The organism is Enterobacter sp. 725m/11, from assembly GCF_011683705.1.
Classification (GTDB): Bacteria; Pseudomonadota; Gammaproteobacteria; order Enterobacterales; family Enterobacteriaceae; genus Enterobacter; species Enterobacter bugandensis.
In genome coordinates, this window is sequence record NZ_JAAQOK010000011.1 from 14,671 (window position 1) to 35,981 (window position 21,311).

At 54.3% G+C, this 21,311-nt stretch carries 19 protein-coding genes and 1 pseudogene; 13 read left to right on the plus strand and 7 right to left on the minus strand.

Going from position 1 to position 21,311, the window contains the following annotated elements:
- Positions 1 to 68: 68 nt before the first annotated feature.
- Together HBA26_RS06485 and HBA26_RS06490 are read right to left on the minus strand one after the other, a co-directional pair.
- Positions 69 to 758, minus strand: coding sequence for an inovirus-type Gp2 protein (locus HBA26_RS06485; RefSeq protein ID WP_048224167.1), 690 nt, complete (start codon positions 756 to 758; stop codon positions 69 to 71).
- Positions 759 to 938: 180 nt separating this feature from the next.
- Entirely contained in the window at positions 939 to 1,193 is a 255-nt protein-coding gene (locus HBA26_RS06490) for a YkgJ family cysteine cluster protein (RefSeq protein WP_071841176.1), read from the minus strand.
- 237 nt (positions 1,194 to 1,430) lie between these two features.
- Between HBA26_RS06490 and HBA26_RS06495 the strand changes: the two genes are divergently transcribed.
- The gene (locus HBA26_RS06495; RefSeq protein WP_048224170.1) at positions 1,431 to 2,522 is read left to right on the plus strand and encodes a DUF4236 domain-containing protein; all 1,092 of its coding nucleotides are present in this window, start codon (positions 1,431 to 1,433) and stop codon (positions 2,520 to 2,522) included.
- Between the two features lie 36 nt (positions 2,523 to 2,558).
- On the opposite strand, the pseudogene HBA26_RS06500 reads toward HBA26_RS06495, so the two are convergent.
- A pseudogene (locus HBA26_RS06500) lies at positions 2,559 to 2,642 on the minus strand (YkgJ family cysteine cluster protein); the annotation flags it as partial.
- Between the two features lie 162 nt (positions 2,643 to 2,804).
- Between HBA26_RS06500 and yeiP the strand changes: the two are divergent.
- Positions 2,805 to 3,377: an elongation factor P-like protein YeiP gene (gene yeiP, locus HBA26_RS06505; protein ID WP_008500940.1), complete on the plus strand. Its 573-nt coding sequence runs from the start codon at positions 2,805 to 2,807 to the stop codon at positions 3,375 to 3,377.
- 45 nt (positions 3,378 to 3,422) lie between these two features.
- Here the strand turns inward: yeiP and uxuA are convergent, their stop codons facing one another.
- Positions 3,423 to 4,613, minus strand: a complete 1,191-nt coding sequence (gene uxuA / locus HBA26_RS06510) for a mannonate dehydratase (RefSeq protein ID WP_069733501.1) — start codon at positions 4,611 to 4,613, stop codon at positions 3,423 to 3,425.
- Positions 4,614 to 4,818: 205 nt separating this feature from the next.
- Here uxuA and HBA26_RS06515 point away from each other — a divergent pair, with 205 nt between their 5' ends.
- From HBA26_RS06515 to yejF, 9 genes are all read left to right on the plus strand, one after another.
- A complete protein-coding gene (locus tag HBA26_RS06515; protein WP_045629871.1) occupies positions 4,819 to 6,285 on the plus strand; it encodes a fructuronate reductase in 1,467 nt (488 codons plus the stop codon).
- A 123-nt stretch (positions 6,286 to 6,408) separates the two neighbouring features.
- The gene (locus HBA26_RS06520; protein ID WP_048960965.1) at positions 6,409 to 7,395 is read left to right on the plus strand and encodes a GTP-binding protein; all 987 of its coding nucleotides are present in this window, start codon (positions 6,409 to 6,411) and stop codon (positions 7,393 to 7,395) included.
- 33 nt (positions 7,396 to 7,428) lie between these two features.
- Positions 7,429 to 8,142, plus strand: a complete 714-nt coding sequence (locus HBA26_RS06525) for a phosphatase PAP2 family protein (RefSeq protein ID WP_028013876.1) — start codon at positions 7,429 to 7,431, stop codon at positions 8,140 to 8,142.
- Between the two features lie 415 nt (positions 8,143 to 8,557).
- Positions 8,558 to 9,127: a bifunctional murein DD-endopeptidase/murein LD-carboxypeptidase gene (gene mepS, locus HBA26_RS06530; protein WP_028013877.1), complete on the plus strand. Its 570-nt coding sequence runs from the start codon at positions 8,558 to 8,560 to the stop codon at positions 9,125 to 9,127.
- A gap of 127 nt (positions 9,128 to 9,254) precedes the next feature.
- Positions 9,255 to 10,811, plus strand: coding sequence for a cyclic di-GMP phosphodiesterase (locus HBA26_RS06535; RefSeq protein ID WP_166720827.1), 1,557 nt, complete (start codon positions 9,255 to 9,257; stop codon positions 10,809 to 10,811).
- Between the two features lie 74 nt (positions 10,812 to 10,885).
- Positions 10,886 to 12,691 carry an extracellular solute-binding protein gene (locus HBA26_RS06540; protein WP_028013879.1) on the plus strand — a complete coding sequence of 602 codons (1,806 nt, stop codon included), beginning with the start codon at positions 10,886 to 10,888 and terminating at the stop codon, positions 12,689 to 12,691.
- A gap of 9 nt (positions 12,692 to 12,700) precedes the next feature.
- Entirely contained in the window at positions 12,701 to 13,795 is a 1,095-nt protein-coding gene (locus HBA26_RS06545) for a microcin C ABC transporter permease YejB (protein WP_028013880.1), read from the plus strand.
- On the plus strand, positions 13,795 to 14,820 hold the full coding sequence (locus tag HBA26_RS06550; RefSeq protein ID WP_063155045.1) for an ABC transporter permease: 1,026 nt from the start codon (positions 13,795 to 13,797) through the stop codon (positions 14,818 to 14,820). Before HBA26_RS06545 ends, HBA26_RS06550 begins: the two co-directional genes overlap by 1 nt.
- 1 nt (position 14,821) lies before the next feature.
- Complete coding sequence (yejF, locus tag HBA26_RS06555) at positions 14,822 to 16,411, plus strand: microcin C ABC transporter ATP-binding protein YejF (protein WP_047367971.1); 1,590 nt, start codon at positions 14,822 to 14,824, stop codon at positions 16,409 to 16,411.
- Between the two features lie 3 nt (positions 16,412 to 16,414).
- On the opposite strand, the gene HBA26_RS06560 is transcribed toward yejF, so the two are convergent.
- From HBA26_RS06560 to rsuA, 3 genes are all read right to left on the minus strand, one after another.
- Positions 16,415 to 16,759: a YejG family protein gene (locus tag HBA26_RS06560; RefSeq protein ID WP_028013883.1), complete on the minus strand. Its 345-nt coding sequence runs from the start codon at positions 16,757 to 16,759 to the stop codon at positions 16,415 to 16,417.
- Positions 16,760 to 17,038: 279 nt separating this feature from the next.
- On the minus strand, positions 17,039 to 18,235 hold the full coding sequence (locus HBA26_RS06565) for a Bcr/CflA family multidrug efflux MFS transporter (protein ID WP_041908984.1): 1,197 nt from the start codon (positions 18,233 to 18,235) through the stop codon (positions 17,039 to 17,041).
- A 15-nt stretch (positions 18,236 to 18,250) separates the two neighbouring features.
- Complete coding sequence (gene rsuA / locus HBA26_RS06570; RefSeq protein ID WP_028013885.1) at positions 18,251 to 18,958, minus strand: 16S rRNA pseudouridine(516) synthase RsuA; 708 nt, start codon at positions 18,956 to 18,958, stop codon at positions 18,251 to 18,253.
- A gap of 152 nt (positions 18,959 to 19,110) precedes the next feature.
- Here rsuA and HBA26_RS06575 point away from each other — a divergent pair, with 152 nt between their 5' ends.
- Both HBA26_RS06575 and rplY read left to right on the plus strand, forming a co-directional pair.
- A complete protein-coding gene (locus tag HBA26_RS06575) occupies positions 19,111 to 20,871 on the plus strand; it encodes a DEAD/DEAH box helicase (protein WP_047363059.1) in 1,761 nt (586 codons plus the stop codon).
- Between the two features lie 125 nt (positions 20,872 to 20,996).
- A complete protein-coding gene (gene rplY / locus HBA26_RS06580; protein WP_028013887.1) occupies positions 20,997 to 21,281 on the plus strand; it encodes a 50S ribosomal protein L25 in 285 nt (94 codons plus the stop codon).
- Positions 21,282 to 21,311 lie beyond the last annotated feature (30 nt).

The window sequence follows — 21,311 nt, forward strand, 5'->3', positions numbered from 1 at the left end:
AATAAAATGTATTCACATCCCATAAAAACGGCTCTTAAAGCGATACAGGAAAGATTTGACTGTCTTTGTTAATTTCCCGCTTTCATTCTGAGCTTGGATGTTGAAAAGATCCTGTGCCCTTCTCCAGATGAAAATTTACCGCTGTTTTTCGCAAGGTACGAAATACGCTCAACAAAATCAGCAAGGGAATCATGATGACCCCTTACGATAGAGTATCGGCCATTCTCAGCTAAATGCACACGGCTGGTATCGTCTGTCAATTCATTCCAAAGCTCACTTATCAACCCAATCATGCCTGTGTTACCAAAGCCAGCGGTTTGAACTTGGAAATGAGGTAATGCTATCCAGCAGTGGTAATGAACCTGCATAGCCCTTTCCTTTTCTCGAACCCAACCGTAAGCAAATTTTTTTATTGGTTGTCCATTCCACGCCTTCTTTTTAAAGCGCCCTCTCAATCGTTCAAAAAGATCACTCACTAATCCATTACTTTCCGAAACAGGCATTCCCTCCGGTACTGACAAATCGAACCGGAAAGCAAAAACCTTGCTGTAGTGCGATTGCATTGCATGGATCTGCTTAATGAACGCATCAATGATTTCTTTTCTGATCGGATGATAACCCTTCTTCATCGAATCATAGTTCAAACGGTATACAAGCCCATCAAGTACATATTCAGAGCTATGGATAAGTGAGTAACGACCATCATCACGATGATTGGTTATTTTTTGAACAGCAGGGAAAGGCAGATCTATAGACATACAACTAACACCACATAGCAGATATTAATAATAACCAGTATGAGGGAGAGACTCTTGGGGAGGACCAAGCCCAACAGCTACTGGCATAAATGCGGTGTTAGTAGATAAATAGAAACTCTGAAAAGTTTCCACAGTAAATTTCTTTCACTATACACCACAAAATTATTTATGGCAACGATTTTATGGTGAGGTTAGTTTTTCAAGATGGATCAAGTAAGCCATAGCCTCTTCGCGATTTTTATGGCACATATCGAGTGAAGGGCGCAGACTGCTACACACCGTGGGGCGGTGGATTGACCCAAAGATGTTGCATAGATTATCTTCCGATAACTGTACACATCTTACATTTGCTGGCTTTCCCTGTGGCATCCCTGGGATTGGAGATGAGATGGAAGGAGCAATACAACAAGCCCCACAATCGCTACGACAGTCCATTTAGCCTTCTGTTCAAAATTTAGCTCAATCGTCAACAATAACAGAAAGACACTTCCACAGACAGGTCACTGTTTAGAGGCAACTAAATCAAAATGGGAAATGCTTACTAACCAATTGAAAAATATAAAAATACGCAGTGCTGTCTTTAAGACATCTAGCCTCATCATTTTCTGATGTAGAATTTGTTAGGATTTTCGTTGACTCACATTCTCATGCTACCTATTACATGGAGTTACTATGGGCATTTACGTTAGGAAAAGCATTCGCGTTGGACCGATAAGATTCAACCTATCCAAATCTGGAGTCGGCGCATCTATTGGCATAAAAGGGCTGAGATTCGGTACTGGTCCAAGAGGAAATTACATCCATGTTGGTGCTGGCGGAGTCTATTATCGTGCTTCGCTTTCACCAAGCATGATCCCAGAGAACGGTAAAAAGGTCCAACGTGTACCTAATGAATCCCCAATAGAACATGACACTACACATGCACCTCTCGAGGAAATCGAGTCATCCCATATCTCGGAAATCGTTGATTCAAGTTCCCGAGAACTGCTTGAAGAGTTGAACAACAAACGTAAGAAGTCACAAATATGGCCCTTGGTCATGTGCCTTTCGATTGCGCTGTTACTTTACGGTTTTTCACAGACATGGCCTGAGTGGTGCCTCGCTATAGGCTTTATCGTAGGGGTAGCAATCTCTGTTTTTGCTTACATGTACGATCAGCTAAGAAAGACTACTGTTCTTTTTTATGACTTTGATGATCAAATGATGGCATGTTACCAGCAACTTCATGATAGTGGAGCCAAGCTCGCAAGCTGCTCAAAAGTATGGCATATAGAAGCTTCTGGAGCCGTTTATGACCCCAAGTATCATGCCGGAGCTGGTAACTTACTACGCAGAAAAGTCACCTCAATCAGCAAATCAAAGCCTCCCTTTGTTAAAACAAATATTGAGACGATTGCTATCAATGTCGGTCGCCAAACATTGCATTTTTTTCCAGATAGAGTACTGGTTTATGACCGTGAAGGTGTAGGCGCTGTTGGTTATAACCAGCTATTCGTTAATGTAGGTGATAGTCGATTCATTGAGAGCGAAGGTGTACCTGGAGATGCCATAGTCGTTGGCAGGACATGGAAGTATGTGAACAAGTCTGGAGGCCCAGACAGAAGATTTAAAGACAATTCAGAACTTCCTATATGTCTTTATGAAAACCTTTCGTTTACAAGTCATTCTGGACTAAATGAGTTATTACAACTGTCTAAAACTGGCTATGGAGAAAGCTTTTCACATTCAATTGAAACACTTAGCAAAAAAGTCATTTCTGCTTAGCTATGTCATTTTTTATACTGAGAATAATTGACTGTTAGGCTTGCCTTCAGGCATGCCTGGAATGGGGCTTGAAATGGACGGAGCGGTACAGCACGCGCCGCAATCTGGACGACAATCCATACATGCTCTCTCGGTGGCGAACACCCGTACAGTCGGGCATCGGGCGCACAGTAACACCTTTTGCGTATTGATAGCAAAAGCCACGAATTCCACTTGCCTGAAAGGCCGCGCGCGAGTAATTTGGCGCGATATTTTTTACCTCCCGTAGACAGGATTACTGCAATGCCAAGAGCGAACGAAATTAAGAAAGGTATGGTACTGAATTACAACGGCAAATTGCTGATTGTGAAAGACATCGACATTCAGGCACCAAGCGCCCGTGGTGCAGCGACGCTGTACAAAATGCGTTTCGCCGATGTGCGTACCGGCCTGAAGGTGGAAGAACGTTTTAAAGGTGACGATATCGTTGATACCGTGACCCTGACCCGTCGCTACGTTGATTTCTCCTACATCGACGGCAACGAATACGTGTTCATGGATAAAGAAGATTACACCCCGTACATCTTCACCAAAGATCAGATCGAAGAAGAGCTGCTGTTCATTCCTGAAGGCGGTATGCCAGACATGCAGGTACTGACCTGGGACGGCGTGCTGCTGGCGCTTGAACTGCCGCAGACCGTGGATCTGGAAATCGTTGAAACCGCGCCGGGCATCAAAGGCGCGTCAGCAAGTGCGCGCAACAAACCAGCGACCCTGACCACCGGTCTGGTTGTGCAGGTGCCGGAATATCTCTCCGCTGGCGAGAAGATCCGCATCCATATTGAAGAAAAACGCTATATGGGTCGTGCTGACTGATTATGGCATTTGTCGGGTGGCGGCTTCGCCACCCGACAATTCCGGTTACAGAAGCTCCGGATACTTCGTCATCTTGAGCGCCAGCTCGACCCCTCGCACTTCCGCCATCCCCTTCAGGCGGCCAATCGCCGAATAGCCCGGGTTGGTTTTCTTACGCAGATCGTCCAGCATCTGGTGTCCGTGATCCGGACGGAACGGAATAGGACGCATATCGCCCGCCTGCTTGCGACGCGCCTCTTCAGCCAGAATAGCGTCGACCACCGCCACCATGTTTACGTCGCCACCCAGATGCGCGGCCTCGTGGAAGGTCTTTGGATTCTCCTCCCGGCAGGTCGCACGCAGATGCGTAAAGTGAATACGATCGCCAAAGGTTTCTATCATCCGCACGAGGTCATTATCAGCGCGCACGCCGTAGGAGCCGGTACACATGGTAAAGCCGTTATAGATGCTGTCGACCGTCTCTTTCAGCCATTGCATATCTTCAATCGTAGACACGATACGCGGCAGGCCGAGGATAGGACGCGGCGGATCGTCCGGATGTACCGCCAGACGCACGCCGGCTTCTTCCGCAACCGGCACGATAGCGCGCAGGAAATACGCCATGTTTTCACGCAGCTGCTGCTTATCAATATTGCCGTATTCCGCCAGACGCGCGCGGAACTGGTCCAGCGTGTACCCCTCTTCCGCACCCGGCAGGCCAGCAATGATATTGCGGGTCAGCTTCTCAACGTCCGCTTCACTGGCGGCATTGAACCATTCAAGGGCCTGCTGCTGCTCTTCAGCGGTGTAATCCGCTTCGGCGCCCGGGCGTTTCAGAATGTGCAGCTCAAACGCCGCAAAGGCAATCTGGTCAAAACGCAGCGCTTTCGAGCCGTCCGGCATCTGATATTCCAGGTCGGTACGCGTCCAGTCCAGAATCGGCATGAAGTTATAGCAGACCGTATCAATGCCGCAGGCCGCCAGGTTGCGAATGCTCTGCTGATAGTTTGCAATCCAGGTCCGGTATTCCCCGGAATGGGTTTTGATATCTTCGTGAACCGGAATGCTTTCTACCACAGACCAGGTTAACCCCTTCTCCGCCAGCAGCGCCTGACGCTGTTGAATCTCCTCAACCGGCCATACCTGGCCGTTAGGAATGTGATGCAGCGCCGTGACGACACCCGTTGCGCCAGCCTGACGCACATCATCAAGAGAAACCGGATCGTTCGGCCCGTACCAACGCCAGGTTTGTTCCATTGCCTCATCCTCTCAAGTTGTTATACCAATATGGGTTACTGCAATGACGACTACCATACATGTTTGCCGTGAAGGGTCAACACGCCGCCACACATTGATTGATCAAACTCACAGAACGGGGATATTTACGGCTTACCAATTTTATTTGCTGTCATATAACTTTAGACTGGCATTGTTAATTAATGGTTAATCAGGTGTGTATTTCATGAAGACAATTGCCTCAACCGCCCTTCCAGCCCAGGTTCAACAACCGCGCTACGATCGTCATCAACTGCGCTCCCGCATCGTCCATTTCGGCTTCGGTGCGTTTCACCGCGCGCATCAGGCATTGTTAACAAACCGGGTGCTGAATGAAAAAGGCGGCGACTGGGGAATTTGTGAGATTAGCCTGTTCAGTGGCGACGTGCTGATGAGCCAGCTGCGCGCGCAGGATCACCTGTTTACCGTGCTGGAGAAAGGTGCTGAAGGAAATCAGCCGATTATTGTCGGGGCCGTGCATGAATGCCTGAATGCAAAGCTGGACTCTCTGCCCGCGATAATAGAGAAGTTTTGCGAGCCGCAGGTGGCGATTGTGTCGCTCACCATTACGGAGAAAGGCTACTGCATCGATCCCGCGACCGGTAAGCTGGATTTACAAAACGCCCGGATCGTCCACGATCTGGAAAATCCCGCTGAGCCGCATTCCGCGCCGGGGATCCTGGTCGAAGCCCTTAATCGCCGCCGCGAGCGCGGCTTGCCTGCGTTTACCGTGCTTTCCTGCGACAACATTCCGGACAACGGCCACGTGGTGAAAAATGCGGTGCTTGGCATGGCGCAAAAGCGCTCCCCGGCGCTGGCGGAGTGGATCGAGGGCCACGTGAGTTTTCCGGGAACGATGGTCGACAGAATTGTTCCCGCCGCGACGGAGGCCTCGCTTGCAGAAATCGCCGACGCGCTCGGCGTTGACGATCCGTGCGCCATAAGCTGCGAGCCGTTTATTCAGTGGGTAGTGGAAGATAATTTTGTCGCCGGGCGTCCGGAGTGGGAAGTGGCGGGCGTTCAGATGGTGCAGGACGTTCTGCCCTGGGAGCAGATGAAATTACGCATGCTTAACGGCAGCCACTCTTTCCTGGCGTATCTGGGGTATCTCGCCGGGTACGCGCATATTAATGAATGCATGGAGGACGCCACCTTCCGCGAAGCTGCCCGGCGGCTAATGCTGGATGAACAGGCGCCTACGCTGCGTATAAAGGATGTCGACCTGACTGCCTATGCCGACAGTCTGATTGATCGCTTTGCTAACCCGGCGCTGCAGCACCGTACCTGGCAAATCGCGATGGACGGTAGCCAGAAGCTGCCGCAGCGAATGCTGGATGGCATCCGCGTCCACCTTGAGCGTAAAACAGAATGGCCGCTGCTGGCGCTGGGCGTCGCTGGCTGGATACGCTACGTCAGCGGGTTCGACGAACGCGGCAACGCGATTGACGTTCGCGATCCCCTCAGCGATAAAATCCGCACGATTGTCGAGGCCAGCAGCGACGCCGACCGCGTCAATGCGCTGCTGGGGCTGAGCGAGGTCTTCGGTCACGATCTCGCGCAAAATAGCGTTTTCGCTGAGGCTGTTAGCCAGGCCTACCAGCGCATCACCCGCCGTGGCGCACGCCAGGCTGTTATTGAAACGTTAAATCTTTAGCGATTATTGCGCTTAATGCGAACGGACATTGCCTCCGTTCGCCCTCCCCCTTCTCATTGCGCCCGTTTTTCGCCAGGATAAGAGCATAGTGTTATAGCATCACAATTCTCTTGCGGAGCGCACGTGACCAAAACCAACCTCATCACCGGTTTTCTCGGCAGCGGTAAAACCACCTCTATTCTTCATCTGCTGGCGAATAAAGATCCCGCCGAGAAATGGGCCGTGCTGGTCAATGAATTCGGCGAAGTGGGGATTGATGGCGCGTTGCTATCATCCAGCGGCGCAATGATTAAAGAGATCCCTGGCGGATGCATGTGCTGCGTAAACGGCTTACCGATGCAGGTAGGCCTCAATACGCTGCTGCGTCAGGGCAAACCGGACCGCCTGCTGATTGAACCTACCGGTCTGGGCCACCCGAAGCAGATCCTCGATTTACTGACCGCCCCGGTTTACGAGCCGTGGATCGATCTTCGCGCCACGCTGTGCCTGCTCGATCCGCGTCAGCTTCTGGATGAAAAAGCGGTGGCTAATGAGAACTTTCGCGATCAGCTCGCCGCAGCAGACGTTATTGTCGCCAATAAAGAAGATCGCGCCACGGCGGAAAGCCGGGCCGCGCTGGACGCGTGGTGGCAACATTTCGGCGGCAATCGGACGCGGGTGCAGGCCACTCAGGGGAATATTGATAGCGCCCTGCTGGATCTTCCCCGTCTGAACCTGGCGCAACTCCCGGCCAGCGCAGAGCATGCGCATCACCATTCTGCAAAGCAGGGTCTGGCCGCGCTTAGCCTGCCGGAACACCAGCGCTGGCGTCGTAACCTTAACAGCGGTCAGGGGTATCAGGCCTGCGGATGGATTTTCGATGCCGATACCGTTTTCGATACCATTGGCATCCTTGAGTGGGCCAGGCTTGCGCCGGTCGACCGCGTGAAAGGGATCATGCGCACGCCAGACGGGCTGGTGCGGATCAACCGCCAGGGCGACGATTTCTTTATCGAAACGCAAAACGTCGCGCCACCTGACAGCCGAATAGAGTTAATTAGTGCGGTTAACGCCGACTGGAATGCCCTGCAGTCCAGCCTGTTGAAGCTTCGTTTAAGTTCGGGCGGCTAACGTTGCCCCAGTTTTCACTCAATGCAGAACGTTATGACGACTCGAATTCCCCAGATACTACTGCTTAATGTCGCCGGTCTGGCGCTCTTTTTCTCCTGGTATATCCCGGTGAATCACGGTTTCTGGTTCCCGCTGGATTCATCCCTGTTTCATTTCTTCAACCAGGGGCTGGTGAAGAGTGATGCCTTTCTGTGGCTGGTGGCGATTACCAATAACCGCGCCTTTGACGGCTTTTCCCTGCTGGCCATGGGCTGCCTGATGCTCTCTTTCTGGCTCAAAGAGGATGACACGGGGCGTCGCCGCATCCTGATTATCGGACTGGTGATGCTTCTGGCTGCGGTGATCATTAATCAGCTGGCACAACATCTGATGCCGGTAAAACGTGCAAGTCCTTCGCTCTCTTTCCCGAATATTTATCGCGTGAGTGAACTGCTGCATATTCCAACAAAAGATGCCTCGAAGGACAGTTTCCCGGGCGATCACGGCATGATGCTGCTTATTTTTTCTGGGTTCATGCTGCGCTATTTCGGTAAGAAGGCGTTCGCAATCGCCCTGCTTATTGTGGTGATATTTGCCTTCCCGCGCGTGATGATTGGCGCGCACTGGCTGACGGATATTGTCGTGGGTTCCCTTTCCGCGGTGCTGATTGGTCTGCCGTGGGTTCTGATGACGCCTTTGAGCGATCGCCTAATTACCCTTTTCGATCGCTATCTTCCGCGTAGAAAGCAACAAAAATTGAACAAATAATTACCGTTTTTTAACGTAAACTATCGGGGATCATCACGATCCCTGATAATGCCCTTCCCGCGATCTTTCTGCGCTGTCATATTCTTGTCATCACATTCGTGATAAAAATGAATCAATTGCACGATTACGCGGCGGATCTGCCGCTATTTTGTGCAATGACAAATTTTTACTTTCTGTATCACAATTTCTTATAAAAAAAAGGCTCTTTTTACTCGCAATAGCCCTGGCAATCGGTTAATCTCGAACTCGTTTTGCCCCATGGAGATAATTATTTCGATGGTGAATAATTTTGTGCGCTGCACCACAAATGTCACCAGAAACAATTGTCTCAATGTGAACAGATAATTAGTCTCGTCACGTTTGGCATTTTTATAACGATATTTGTCGTTAAGGACTTCAAGGGAAAATAAACAAAATGGTCAAATCTCAACCGTTTCTGAGATATATCTTACGGGGGATCCCGGCGATAGCAGTCGCGGTACTGTTATCTGCATGTAGTACATCGAACACCGCAAAGAATATGCATCCTGAGACGCGTGTTGTGGGAATGGAAGATTCCTCTTCACTGCAAGCCTCTCAGGATGAATTTGAAAATATGGTACGTAATCTGGACGTGAAGTCCCGCATTATGGACCAGTATGCTGACTGGAAAGGCGTGCGTTACCGTCTTGGCGGCAGCACTAAAAAAGGCATTGATTGTTCCGGCTTTGTACAGCGTACCTTCCGCGAGCAATTTGGGTTAGATCTTCCGCGTTCGACCTACGAACAGCAGGAGATGGGCAAGTCGATTTCACGTACCAAACTGCGCACCGGCGATTTAGTGCTGTTCCGTGCAGGTTCTACCGGTCGACATGTGGGCATCTACATTGGTAATGACCAGTTTGTACATGCCTCCACCAGCAGCGGTGTGACCATTTCCAGCATGAATGAACCGTACTGGAAGAAGCGCTACAACGAAGCGCGCCGCGTACTGACCCGCAGTTAATATGATAATTGTATCGTTGGTTATCCCTTGGCTGGCGATACAATAAAAAAAAGCACTGCTTCGGCGGTGTTTTTTTTTGCCCGTTACAATGAATACAATCAGCGGCAATTCAGGAACCACGACGTTTATGCTCACCCGCTACTTCTCCAGTCATCGAAAGATACTGTTCCTCAGTATCATTACCGGCCTGATCGCCGCCCTGCTCCTGGGTTCATTGCAATTTTTCTGGAGCTACCACAAGCGGGAAATCCGATTCGATACGTTGATCATGGATGTGCGCATCTACATGGAGAGCTATTTTGACGAGCTGAAAGCCTCCATCGACGTGCTGCAGCCGCTGACGCTCAATAATTGCCAGGACGTTAACGCGGAGCTGACCTCACGCGCGGCCTTCAGCCTCAACGTACGCGCCTTCCTGCTGGTCAGAGACAAAATGGCGTTCTGCTCGTCAGCCACAGGACCAATGAATGCCCCGATGGAGGAGCTGATACCCGAGCTGCACATCAACAAGCAGGTTGATATCGCACTGCTCCCCGGCACGCCCATGCTGCCCAATAAGCCCGCGATTGCCATCTGGTATCGTAATCCGCTTGTGAAGGACGGCGGCGTATTCACCTCGGTGAATCTCAACCTGACGCCTTACCTGCTTTACACCGCGCGCCAGGACGAGTTTGCAGGCATCGCGATCGTCATCGGCGATAATGCGTTATCCACTACCTCAAGCGCCCTCGTCAAAGCGAAGGATTTACATGAAAAGCCGGCGCGCACCGCGACGCTCAAAGACGTTCCTCTGACCATCAACCTGTACGCCGAGGAGTGGACGACCGATGAGATACTTTACGCCCTGTTCTTCGGGCTGGTGTGCGGGATTGCGGCAGGGTCGCTTAACTTCTACATCCTCACGACGCGTCTCAATCCGGGCAAAGAGATTCTGAGCGCCATCAAGCGCGGCCAGTTTTATGTGGTTTATCAGCCCGTTGTAGACGCCAAATCGCTAAGGATGACCGGGCTTGAAGTGCTGATGCGCTGGAAGCACCCGACCATGGGTGAGATCCCGCCGGACGCCTTTATCAATTTTGCCGAAGCGCAGAAGCTGATTGTTCCGCTCACGCTGCATCTTTTTGACCTGATTATTCACGATGCGCCAGTGCTACAGACCGTGCTGCCGCCGGGTGCCAAAGTGGGCATTAATATCGCGCCGGGGCATCTGCATGCGGAAAGTTTCAAAGACGATATGCGCACCTTCAAAGCCCTGCTGCCGCCTGATTACTTCCAGATCGTACTGGAAATTACCGAGCGCGATATGCTGAACCATCGGGAAGCTAACAGCCTCTTCGAATGGCTGCATAACGAAGGGTTTGAAATTGCCATCGACGATTTCGGCACCGGCCACAGCGCGCTGATTTATCTTGAACATTTCACCATGGACTACCTGAAAATCGACCGTGGCTTTGTCAACGCCATTGGCACAGAAACCGTGACCTCCCCGGTGCTGGATGCCGTACTGACGCTGGCAAGACGACTGAATATGTCGACCGTTGCGGAAGGGGTGGAAACACCGGAACAGGTGGCCTGGCTGCGCGAGCATGGGGTTAATTATCTGCAGGGTTACTGGATTAGCCGCCCGATGCCGCTGGAGCAGTTCCGCACGTGGCAAAATACAGTGTCGCCTGACGGGGAATAATTTCACATTGCCCGTGGCGTCACTTATTATTCAGCTTAACTGAGCCGGTCTGTAAAAGAGGGAGCCGCCGCGAGATGTTTATGCGCTTTATGTTGCTTTGGTTGGCAGTCGTGAGCCTGTCCAGCCAGGCGCAAACCATCAAAGAGAACATCGCGTTCGCCGTGATTGGCGAGCCAAAATACGCGGTCAATTTTACGCACTTCGATTACGTCAATCCTGCCGCCCCTAAGGGTGGAAAGGTCACGCTCTCGGCTACGGGAACGTTCGACAACTTTAACCGCTTCGCCCTGCGCGGCGTGGCCGCGGCGCGAACGGAATCGCTCTATGACACGCTTTTTGTCACGTCGGATGATGAACCCGGCAGCTATTACCCGCTGATTGCCGATAACGTGCGCTATGCGGATAACTTCGCCTGGGCCGAAATTACCCTAAACCCCAGGGCCCGCTTTCACGACGGCACGCCGGTCAAGGCCAGCGACGTCGCTTTTACGTTTCATAAATTTATGACCGAAGGCGTTCCCCAGTTCCGCATTGTGTATAAAGGCGCAACGGTGCGCGCCATTGCGCCCCTCACCGTACGCATTGAGCTGAGCGAACCGAACAAAGAGAATATGCTTAGCCTGTTCTCGCTGCCGGTTATGCCTGAATCGTTCTGGAAAAACCATAAGTTAAGTGACCCGCTCTCCACGCCGCCGCTGGCCGGTGGCCCTTACCGCATTACCGACTGGCGCATGGGGCAGTACGTGGTCTATTCCCGCGTGAAAGATTACTGGGCGGCTAACCTGCCGGTAAACCGCGGGCGCTGGAATTTCGACACCCTTCGCTATGACTACTACCTCGACGATAACGTGGCGTTTGAAGCGTTCAAGGCCGGTGCCTTCGATTTACGCGTGGAGAACAGCGCCAAAAACTGGGCGACCCGCTATATCGGCAAAAACTTCACGAAAGGCTACATCGTCAAAGACGAGCACAAAAACGAATCCGCCCAGGACACGCGCTGGCTGGCGTTTAATATTCAGCGCCCGGTATTTACCGACCGCCGCGTTCGGGAAGCCATTTCCCTGGCCTTCGATTTTGAATGGATGAACAAAGCCCTGTTTTACGGGGCGTACAGCCGCGCGAACAGCTATTTCCAGAACACCGAATATGCCGCGCGCGACTACCCTAAAGCCGACGAACTGCTCCTGCTGGCGCCGCTGAAAGCGGAAGTGCCGCCGGAGGTGTTTACCACGGTGTTTCAGCCGCCCGCTTCAAAGGGTGACGGCTACGACCGCGACAACCTGCTGAAGGCCAGCAAGCTGCTGGATGAGGCAGGCTGGCAGCTGAAGAACCAGAAACGCGTCAATGCGAAAACCGGCAAGCCTTTAAGCTTTGAACTGCTGCTCTCCTCCGGCGGCAACGATCAGTGGGTGCTGCCGTTTAAGCACAACCTTGCGCGGCTGGGGATCACCATGAACATTCGCCAGGTCGATAACGCGCAGATCACCAACCGCATGCGCAGCCGCGATTACGACATGATGCAACGCCTGTGGCCCGCACAGCCGTGGCCCAGCTCGGATCTGCAAATCTCCTGGGCCTCCAGCTACATCGACTCCTCGTACAATGCGCCAGGCGTAAAAAGCCCGGCGATTGATGCCCTGATTGCGAAAATTGTGGCGGCGCAGGGCGATAAAGATAAGCTCTTGCCGCTTGGTCGCGCCCTCGACAGGGTGTTAACCTGGAACTACTACATGCTGCCCATGTGGTATATGGGCGAAGACCGCCTTGCGCGCTGGGACAAGTTCTCCGTGCCTGCCGTGCGCCCTGTCTATTCTCTGGGCTTTGACACCTGGTGGTATGACGTGAATAAAGCCGCCAGACTGCCCGCCGAGCGGCGATAAGGAATTATCATGGGTGCCTATTTAATACGCCGTCTTCTGCTGGTCATTCCCACGCTGTGGGCCATTATCACCATTAACTTTTTTATCGTGCAAATTGCCCCGGGCGGGCCGGTCGACCAGGCCATTGCCGCCATTGAGTTTGGCAACAGCGGCGGCATGCCCGGCGGCGGCGGAGAAGGCATGGGCGCCAGCCATGCGCGAACCGGCGTGGGGAATATCAGTGAAAGCCACTACCGCGGCGGGCGCGGGCTGGATCCTGAAGTGATCGCCGAGATCACCCATCGCTACGGCTTTGATAAGCCGATACACGAGCGCTATTTCAAGATGCTCTGGGATTATATCCGCTTTGATTTTGGCGATAGCCTGTTCCGCAGTGCGTCCGTATTAACGTTGATCAAGCAAAGCCTGCCGGTTTCGGTCACGCTGGGGCTGTGGGGGACGCTGATTATCTATCTGGTCTCTATACCGCTCGGGATCCGAAAAGCGGTGCATAACGGCAGCCGCTTCGATATCTGGAGCAGCACCTTCATCATCATCGGCTATGCTATTCCGGCGTTTCTGTTTGCCGTTCTGCTGATTGTCTTCTTTGCCGGAGGCAGCTATTTCGACATCTTCCCGCTGCGGGGGCTGGTCTCCGCCGATTTCAGCACGCTGCCGTGGTACCAGAAAATCACCGACTATCTCTGGCATATCACGCTGCCGGTGCTGGCGACGGTGATCGGCGGGTTTGCCGCCCTGACCATGTTGACCAAAAACGCCTTTCTCGATGAAATCCGCAAGCAGTATGTCGTGACCGCCCGCGCCAAAGGGGTCAGCGAGAAGCAGATTATGTGGAAACACGTTTTCCGCAACGCCATGCTGCTGGTGATTGCCGGATTTCCAGCCACGTTCATCAGCATGTTTTTTACCGGCTCGCTGCTGATTGAGGTGATGTTCTCGCTCAACGGTCTCGGCCTGCTGGGCTACGAAGCCACCGTATCGCGCGATTATCCGGTAATGTTTGGCACGCTCTATATTTTCACCCTGATTGGCCTGCTGCTGAATATCATCAGCGATATCAGCTATACGCTGGTCGATCCCCGAATTGATTTTGAGGGCCGCTGATGTCGCGTTTAAGCCCCGTTAACCAGGCCCGCTGGGCCCGTTTTCGCCATAACCGCCGCGGCTACTGGTCGCTGTGGATTTTTGCTGTCCTGTTTGTCCTGAGCATGTGTTCGGAGCTGATCGCCAACGACAAACCGTTGCTGGTGCACTTTAACGACCGCTGGTACGTGCCGGTACTGGCTAACTACAGTGAAAGCGACTTCGGCGGCCCGTTTGCCACCCCGGCGGAGTACCAGGATCCGTGGCTGCGTCAGCAGATCGAACAGCACGGCTGGGCCCTCTGGGCTCCGGTGCGCTTTGGCGCCAACAGCATTAACTTCGCGACCACAACCCCCTTCCCTTCTCCGCCCTCTGCGCAAAACTGGCTGGGAACAGACGCCAACGGCGGCGACGTGCTGGCGCGCATCCTCTACGGTACGCGGATTTCTATTCTCTTTGGACTGATGCTGACCGTCTTCTCCAGCGTAATGGGCGTAGTGGCCGGCGCCGTTCAGGGCTACTACGGCGGAAAAATTGACCTGTGGGGGCAGCGTATCATCGAAGTCTGGTCCGGTATGCCAACGCTGTTTCTGATCATTCTGCTTTCCAGCGTGGTACAGCCGGGCTTCTGGTGGCTGCTGGGCATCACCGTTCTGTTCGGCTGGATGGCGCTGGTGGGCGTGGTGCGGGCAGAGTTTCTGCGCACCCGTAATTTCGACTATATTCGCGCCGCGCAGGCGTTAGGCGTGAGCGATCGCGCAATCATCTTCCGCCATATGCTTCCCAATGCGGTAGTGGCGACCCTCACCTTCCTGCCCTTTATTCTGTGCAGCTCCATCACCACCCTCACCTCGCTGGACTTTCTGGGCTTCGGCCTGCCGCTGGGGTCGCCGTCGCTCGGCGAACTGCTGCTGCAGGGCAAGAACAACCTGCAGGCGCCGTGGCTGGGCATCACCGCCTTTCTTTCCGTGGCCGTGCTGCTTTCGCTGCTGATTTTTATTGGCGAAGCCGTGCGCGATGCCTTCGATCCCAACAAGGCGGTATAAGATGACGCAGCCTCTTCTCAGTATTGATCGCCTGTCGATTGCCTTCTCGAAGCAGGGCGAGACCCGTACCGTGGTCACCGACCTGTCGCTGCAGATCCAGCGCGGTGAAACGCTGGCGCTGGTGGGTGAATCCGGTTCGGGCAAGAGCGTCTCGGCGCTCTCCATCCTGCGTCTGCTGCCCTCCCCGCCCGTGAGCTATCCGCAAGGGGATATTCTGTTCCACGGCAGTTCGCTGCTGCACGCTGATGAACATACCCTGCGCGGTATTCGCGGCAATAAGATTGCCATGATCTTCCAGGAGCCGATGGTGTCGCTCAACCCACTGCATACGCTGGAAAAACAGCTCTATGAAGTGCTGTCACTTCATCGGGGGATGCGCAAAGAGGCCGCGCGGGGCGAAATTCTGGATTGTCTGGAACGTACAGGCATACGCAACGCGGCCAAACGGCTGAATGATTTTCCGCATCAGCTCTCCGGCGGCGAACGCCAGCGGGTAATGATTGCCATGGCCCTGCTCACGCGCCCCGAACTGTTGATTGCCGACGAGCCGACGACGGCGCTGGACGTCACGGTGCAGGCGCAAATTCTGACGCTCTTGAGGGAGCTGCGTGACGAGCTGGACATGAGCCTGCTGTTTATCACGCACAACCTGAGCATCGTGAAAAAGCTGGCCGACAGCGTCGCGGTCATGCAAAACGGACGCTGCGTTGAACAGAATACCGCGTCCACGCTGCTGAACGCGCCGCAGCATCCCTATACGCAGCGCCTGCTCGACAGCGAACCTTCCGGCGACCCGGTGCCTCTCACGGCAGACAGCACACCGCTGCTGCGCGTCGATGATTTATCCGTCTCGTTCCCGATCCGCAAAGGCGTTCTGCGGCGCATCGTTGACCAGAACCCGGTGCTGAAAAATATCCGCTTCTCGCTGCGACCGGGTGAATCCCTGGGGCTGGTGGGCGAATCCGGTTCGGGGAAAAGCACTACCGGTCTGGCGCTGCTGCGCTTAATTGCCTCTCAGGGCGAGATCCTGTTTGACGATATGCCGCTGCACCGCTGGAACCGCCGCCAGATGCTGCCCGTGCGGCCCCGCATGCAGGTGGTATTTCAGGATCCCAACTCCTCGCTTAACCCGCGCCTCAGCGTGTTGCAGATTATCGAAGAGGGCCTGCGCGTTCACCAGCCTGGCCTGAGTGCGCAACAGCGGGAACAGGAGGTTATGCAGGTGATGGCGGAAGTGGGCTTAGATCCCGACACTCGCCACCGCTACCCTGCGGAATTTTCCGGCGGACAGCGCCAGCGTATCGCCATCGCCCGCGCGCTGATCCTGAAACCGGAGCTGATTATTCTGGATGAACCGACCTCGTCTCTGGACAGAACCGTACAGGCGCAGATCCTGGCGCTACTCAAAGGGCTACAGGAAAAGCACCGGCTGGCCTATATCTTTATCAGCCATGATCTACAGGTGGTTCGGGCGCTATGCCATCAGGTGATTGTGCTACGACAGGGTGAGGTGGTCGAACAGGGTGATTGCCAGCGCGTATTTACTGCGCCAACGCAGAGCTACACGCGCCAGCTGCTCGCGGCAGACTAGCGCTTAAAACGGATACTGGCCGGAGAAAGGTTCAGCAATCGCAACACCAAAGTTTTTCAGGCGGCAGGTCGCGGCGAATTCGTCCTGGCTTTTGACGAACAGGCACGGCTCCCCTTCGCACTCCAGTACGGAGCTGTCCACTTCGATATCCGTCAGGGCCTGGCTGAGACGCTCCATCACCCGCCACGCATTTTCGTCGCTCGGGCTCAGCAGCTTGAGCGCCACCAGGCAATTCTCACAGCCCGCGACGCTTTGCGGAATCGGTTCAACTTTCGAACCTGCAAAACCCGCCGACCAGCGATAGCTCTGGGGCAAGCGATGGACAATGGAGAGTTGTAATGTATTCACGTTCGTTCCCCGGAAGCAAAATTTACTTCACAATTTATTTACATTTATAGTAACACATCATCGCCAACCTGCACTATTCAGCGCTTTTTTATCGGTATCGAGGCTCGCGTCGGCGCTATATGTACCCGTTTCTGCGATCTAACTCAACCTTTTTGAATACAATGATGTGACTTTTTACATAAATAGATTTTACATAAAATAAACAAACACGGAATAAACGAACGCGAGTTTGGTTGATATGCGTCAACAAAAAAGGCCCTTTCGGGCCTTATCTGCGCGTTAGTGCGCCGCTTTTCGCGGCCGGCTGGCGTAAAGACAGAAAAGCACAGAGCTGGTTGCGCAAAAAGCCATCGCCCACAGCATAGGCCAGGCCGTAGTAAAGGTCGCCATAGAGAGTAACGCCCCGACGATGGCACCAATCCCGAAGCGGAAGGTTCCCGCCAGTGACGATGCGGTTCCCGCCATGTGCGGGAATTCGTCGAGGATCACCGCCATCGCATTGGACGAGATCATCGACACGCAGCCGACAAAGGCCGCCACGCCGATCACCAGCGCCCAGAAGCCCACGTCCAGAAACGCGCTCACCACCAGCCAGACCGCCATCACAAACTGGATCCACAGCCCGGCGCGGAACATGTTCAGCGCGCCCACCCGCCGGACAAAGCGGCTGTTAATGATGGTCAGGACAAACAGGAAGACGATATTGAGCGCAAAATAATAGCCAAAGTGCTGCGGCGAAACGTGGTTCAGCTCGATATAGACAAACGGCCCGGCACTCAGGAAGGAGAACATTCCGGCGAAGCTGAACCCGCTCGCCAGCATATAGCTCAGCACCCGCTTGTGGCGAAACAGCGAGGCAAAGTTGCCTATCGTGGTTCGAATATGAAATTTCTGGCGGCGCTCGACGGGCAGCGTTTCATCAATAAAGAAGAAAATCATCGCCGAGGCCAGCAGCGCGGCCAGCGCCAGGATCCAGAAAATCGCGTGCCAGCTAAACCACACCAGCACCGCACCACCGGCCATCGGTGCCACCAGCGGCGCAATCGTCGTCACCAGCATGACGAACGACATCATGCGGGAGAACTCTTCTTTCGGGTAGATATCACGCATCAGGGCGTTGATCACCACGCTCGCGGCAGCGGCGGCCAACCCGTGCAGGAAGCGCATGATAATCAGCTGATCGATACTCTGCGCCAGCGCACAGGCGACCGCTGCGGCCGCAAAGACCAGCGTCCCGCCAAGAATAACCGGCTTACGCCCCAGGCTGTCGGCCATTGGGCCATACAGCAGCTGTCCGAGCGCGAAACCGAGAATATAGGTGCTGAGCGTCATCTGCGCGCTGCCTGCCGGTACGCCAAACTGGGCGGAAATCACCGGCAGCGCAGGCAGATACATGTCGATAGACAGCGGCATCAGCATCGCCAGCAGGCCAAGAATGAAGACAATTTTGAACGACGAGTGTGGCCTGGTGGTCACAGGGTTCTCCTGAAATTAGTGAGAAGGCAGACCGACGCTGGCAATCTCTTCTTCCGTCAGCGGACGATATTCACCGGGCGCCAGGTCGGGATCGAGCGCAATCGCACCGATGCGTTCACGGTGCAGGCCCACAACGTGGTTACCCACGGCGGCAAACATGCGTTTCACCTGATGGTAGCGTCCTTCGCTGATGGTCAAACGGACTTCCGTCGGGGTGATGACCTCAAGCACGGCGGGTTTGGTCAGATCCTTTTCATTATGCAGCTGAACGCCTTTCGCGAATTGCTCTGCCGTGTCATCCGCAACCGGTGACTCCAGCGTGACCAGATAGGTTTTCTCGCAGTGGTGGCGCGGGGAAGTGATGCGATGCGACCACTGACCGTCGTCGGTCATCAGCACCAGACCGGTGGTATCGATGTCGAGGCGGCCTGCGGCATGCAGCTTGTGCGCCACCGGCTCGTCGAGGAAATAGAGCACCGTCGGGTGATCCGGATCGTCCGTTGAGCAGACATAGCCTTCCGGCTTATTGAGCATGAAATAGCGGGGACCGTGCTGCTGGGTCAGCGGATTGCCGTCGTACTCAACCTGATGGTCAGGCTGCAGTTTGAACGCGCTGTCTCGCACAATGTCGCCATCCACGGTAACGCGGTTGGCGCGAATTTCACGCCCGGCAATAGCGCGGCTTACGCCGAGTTGCTGAGCGATAAACTTATCAAGTCGCATGAAATCTTTTTAGCCTTAATGGTGCTGGATGTCGGACCGTGCGTCCGAAAAAAGAAGCAGTCAGGAACGGTTCAGTATAATGGTCTGGTTGCGCCACTCAAGGGAAAAAGTTTCGTGGCATACTATATGCGGATTAACGAAACCGAGACCCCATGACTTTTACACTTCGTCCCTATCAGCAGGAAGCCGTTGACGCGACGCTCGCCTGGTTCCGTAAACACCGAGAACCGGCGGCCATTGTCCTCCCGACCGGTGCAGGCAAGAGCCTGGTCATTGCCGAACTGGCGCGCCTGGCGCGTGGTCGCGTGCTGGTATTGGCCCACGTCAAAGAGCTGGTGGCGCAAAACCATGCCAAATATTGTGCGCTGGGGCTGGAAGCCGACATTTTCGCCGCCGGGCTGAAGCGCAAAGAGAGCCACGGCAAAGTGGTTTTCGGCAGCGTACAGTCGGTGGCCCGCAACCTGGATCTGTTCCGCAGCGAGTTTTCGCTGCTGATTGTCGACGAATGTCACCGCATCAGCGATGACGACGACAGCCAGTATCAGCAAATCCTCACTCACCTTAAAGAGGTGAACCCTCACTTACGCCTGCTCGGCCTGACGGCAACCCCGTTTCGTCTGGGCAAAGGCTGGATCTACCGCTTTCATTATCACGGCATGGTGCGCGGCGACGAGAAAGCGCTGTTCAGCGACTGTATCTATGAACTTCCGCTGCGCTACATGATTAAGCACGGCTATCTGACGCCGCCCGAGCGGCTGGATATGCCGGTCGTGCAGTACGATTTCAGCCGCTTACAGGCGCAGAGCAACGGGCTGTTCAGCGAGGCGGATCTTAACCATGAGCTGAAAAAACAGAAGCGGATCACGCCGCATATCATCAGCCAGATTGAAGAGTTCGCGCAAACGCGTAAAGGGGTGATGATTTTTGCTGCCACCGTCGAACACGCGCGCGAAATCACGGGACTGCTACCCGCTGACGACGCAGCGCTGATCACTGGCGAAACGCCCGGCCCGGAGCGCGACAGGCTGATTGAGGCTTTCAAAGCCCAGCAGTTCCGCTACCTGGTGAATGTCTCCGTATTAACCACCGGGTTTGACGCCCCGCACGTCGATCTGATTGCGATTCTGCGCCCGACGGAATCCGTCAGCCTGTATCAGCAGATTGTCGGCCGTGGCCTGCGCCTGGCGCCGGGCAAAACCGACTGCCTGATACTGGATTACGCCGGCAACCCGCACGATCTGTACTCCCCGGAAGTGGGCGCGCCAAAAGGCAAAAGCGACAACGTGCCAGTACAGGTGTTTTGCCCGGCCTGCGGCTTTGCCAACACCTTCTGGGGAAAAACCACCGCCGACGGCACGCTGATTGAACACTTTGGCCGCCGCTGTCAGGGCTGGTTTGAGGATGATGAGGGGCATCGCGAGCAGTGCGATTTCCGCTTCCGCTTCAAAAACTGCCCGCAGTGCAACGCCGAAAATGACATCGCCGCCCGCCGTTGCCGCGAGTGCGACACGGTGCTGGTGGATCCGGACGACATGCTGAAAGCGGCGCTGAAGCTTAAAGATGCGCTGGTGCTGCGCTGCTCCGGCATGGCGCTGCAGCCCGGCGCGGATGAAAAAGGCGAGTGGCTGAAAATCACCTATTACGACGAGGATGGCGCTGACGTCAGCGAACGGTTCAGGGTTCAGACGCCTGCCCAGCGCACGGCATTTGAGCAGCTGTTTATCCGGCCACATACCCGCACGCCTGGCGTGCCGCTGCGCTGGATAACCGTGGCGGATATCGTGCATCAGCAGGCGCTGCTGCGCCACCCCGACTTCGTGGTCGCCCGTAAGAAAGGCCAGTTCTGGCAGGTTCGCGAGAAGGTCTTTGACTATGAAGGTCGCTTCCGTCGGGCAAATGAATTGCGCGGTTAACGGGACTTTTCATTGATGTGCGGGGCATTTGAGTATAAAATGCCGCCCGCTTCACATCCGTGGGGCAGAACACTCACCTGCTGCTGGGTCGCCTGTAGTAGGGTTTTAAATACAGAGAGAAATCAATGTTCACTATCGAAGCAGAAGTACGTAACGTGCAGGGTAAGGGTGCGAGCCGCCGCCTGCGTAACGCTAACAAGTTCCCGGCTATCGTTTACGGTGGCGAAGCTGCTCCAGTTGCTATCGAACTGGATCACGACAAAGTGTGGAACATGCAGACTAAAGCTGAGTTCTACAGCGAAGTTCTGACCATCGTTGTTGGCGGTAAAGAAGAAAAAGTGAAGGTTCAGGCTGTTCAGCGTCACGCGTTCAAGCCAAAACTGACTCACATCGACTTCGTTCGCGCGTAATCGCAAACCTGTCGAGAAAACCCCGCTTCG

Bases quoted from the DNA above. Each gene is read 5' to 3' on its own strand.
- HBA26_RS06485 (WP_048224167.1), bottom strand. From the start codon at position 758: ATGTCTATAGATCTGCCTTTCCCTGCTGTTCAAAAAATAACCAATCAT.
- HBA26_RS06490 (WP_071841176.1), bottom strand. From the start codon at position 1,193: ATGGACTGTCGTAGCGATTGTGGGGCTTGTTGTATTGCTCCTTCCATC.
- HBA26_RS06495 (WP_048224170.1), top strand. From the start codon at position 1,431: ATGGGCATTTACGTTAGGAAAAGCATTCGCGTTGGACCGATAAGATTC.
- yeiP (WP_008500940.1), top strand. From the start codon at position 2,805: ATGCCAAGAGCGAACGAAATTAAGAAAGGTATGGTACTGAATTACAAC.
- uxuA (WP_069733501.1), bottom strand. From the start codon at position 4,613: ATGGAACAAACCTGGCGTTGGTACGGGCCGAACGATCCGGTTTCTCTT.
- HBA26_RS06515 (WP_045629871.1), top strand. From the start codon at position 4,819: ATGAAGACAATTGCCTCAACCGCCCTTCCAGCCCAGGTTCAACAACCG.
- HBA26_RS06525 (WP_028013876.1), top strand. From the start codon at position 7,429: ATGACGACTCGAATTCCCCAGATACTACTGCTTAATGTCGCCGGTCTG.
- mepS (WP_028013877.1), top strand. From the start codon at position 8,558: ATGGTCAAATCTCAACCGTTTCTGAGATATATCTTACGGGGGATCCCG.
- HBA26_RS06535 (WP_166720827.1), top strand. From the start codon at position 9,255: ATGCTCACCCGCTACTTCTCCAGTCATCGAAAGATACTGTTCCTCAGT.
- HBA26_RS06540 (WP_028013879.1), top strand. From the start codon at position 10,886: ATGTTTATGCGCTTTATGTTGCTTTGGTTGGCAGTCGTGAGCCTGTCC.
- HBA26_RS06545 (WP_028013880.1), top strand. From the start codon at position 12,701: ATGGGTGCCTATTTAATACGCCGTCTTCTGCTGGTCATTCCCACGCTG.
- HBA26_RS06550 (WP_063155045.1), top strand. From the start codon at position 13,795: ATGTCGCGTTTAAGCCCCGTTAACCAGGCCCGCTGGGCCCGTTTTCGC.
- yejF (WP_047367971.1), top strand. From the start codon at position 14,822: ATGACGCAGCCTCTTCTCAGTATTGATCGCCTGTCGATTGCCTTCTCG.
- rsuA (WP_028013885.1), bottom strand. From the start codon at position 18,958: ATGCGACTTGATAAGTTTATCGCTCAGCAACTCGGCGTAAGCCGCGCT.
- HBA26_RS06575 (WP_047363059.1), top strand. From the start codon at position 19,111: ATGACTTTTACACTTCGTCCCTATCAGCAGGAAGCCGTTGACGCGACG.
- rplY (WP_028013887.1), top strand. From the start codon at position 20,997: ATGTTCACTATCGAAGCAGAAGTACGTAACGTGCAGGGTAAGGGTGCG.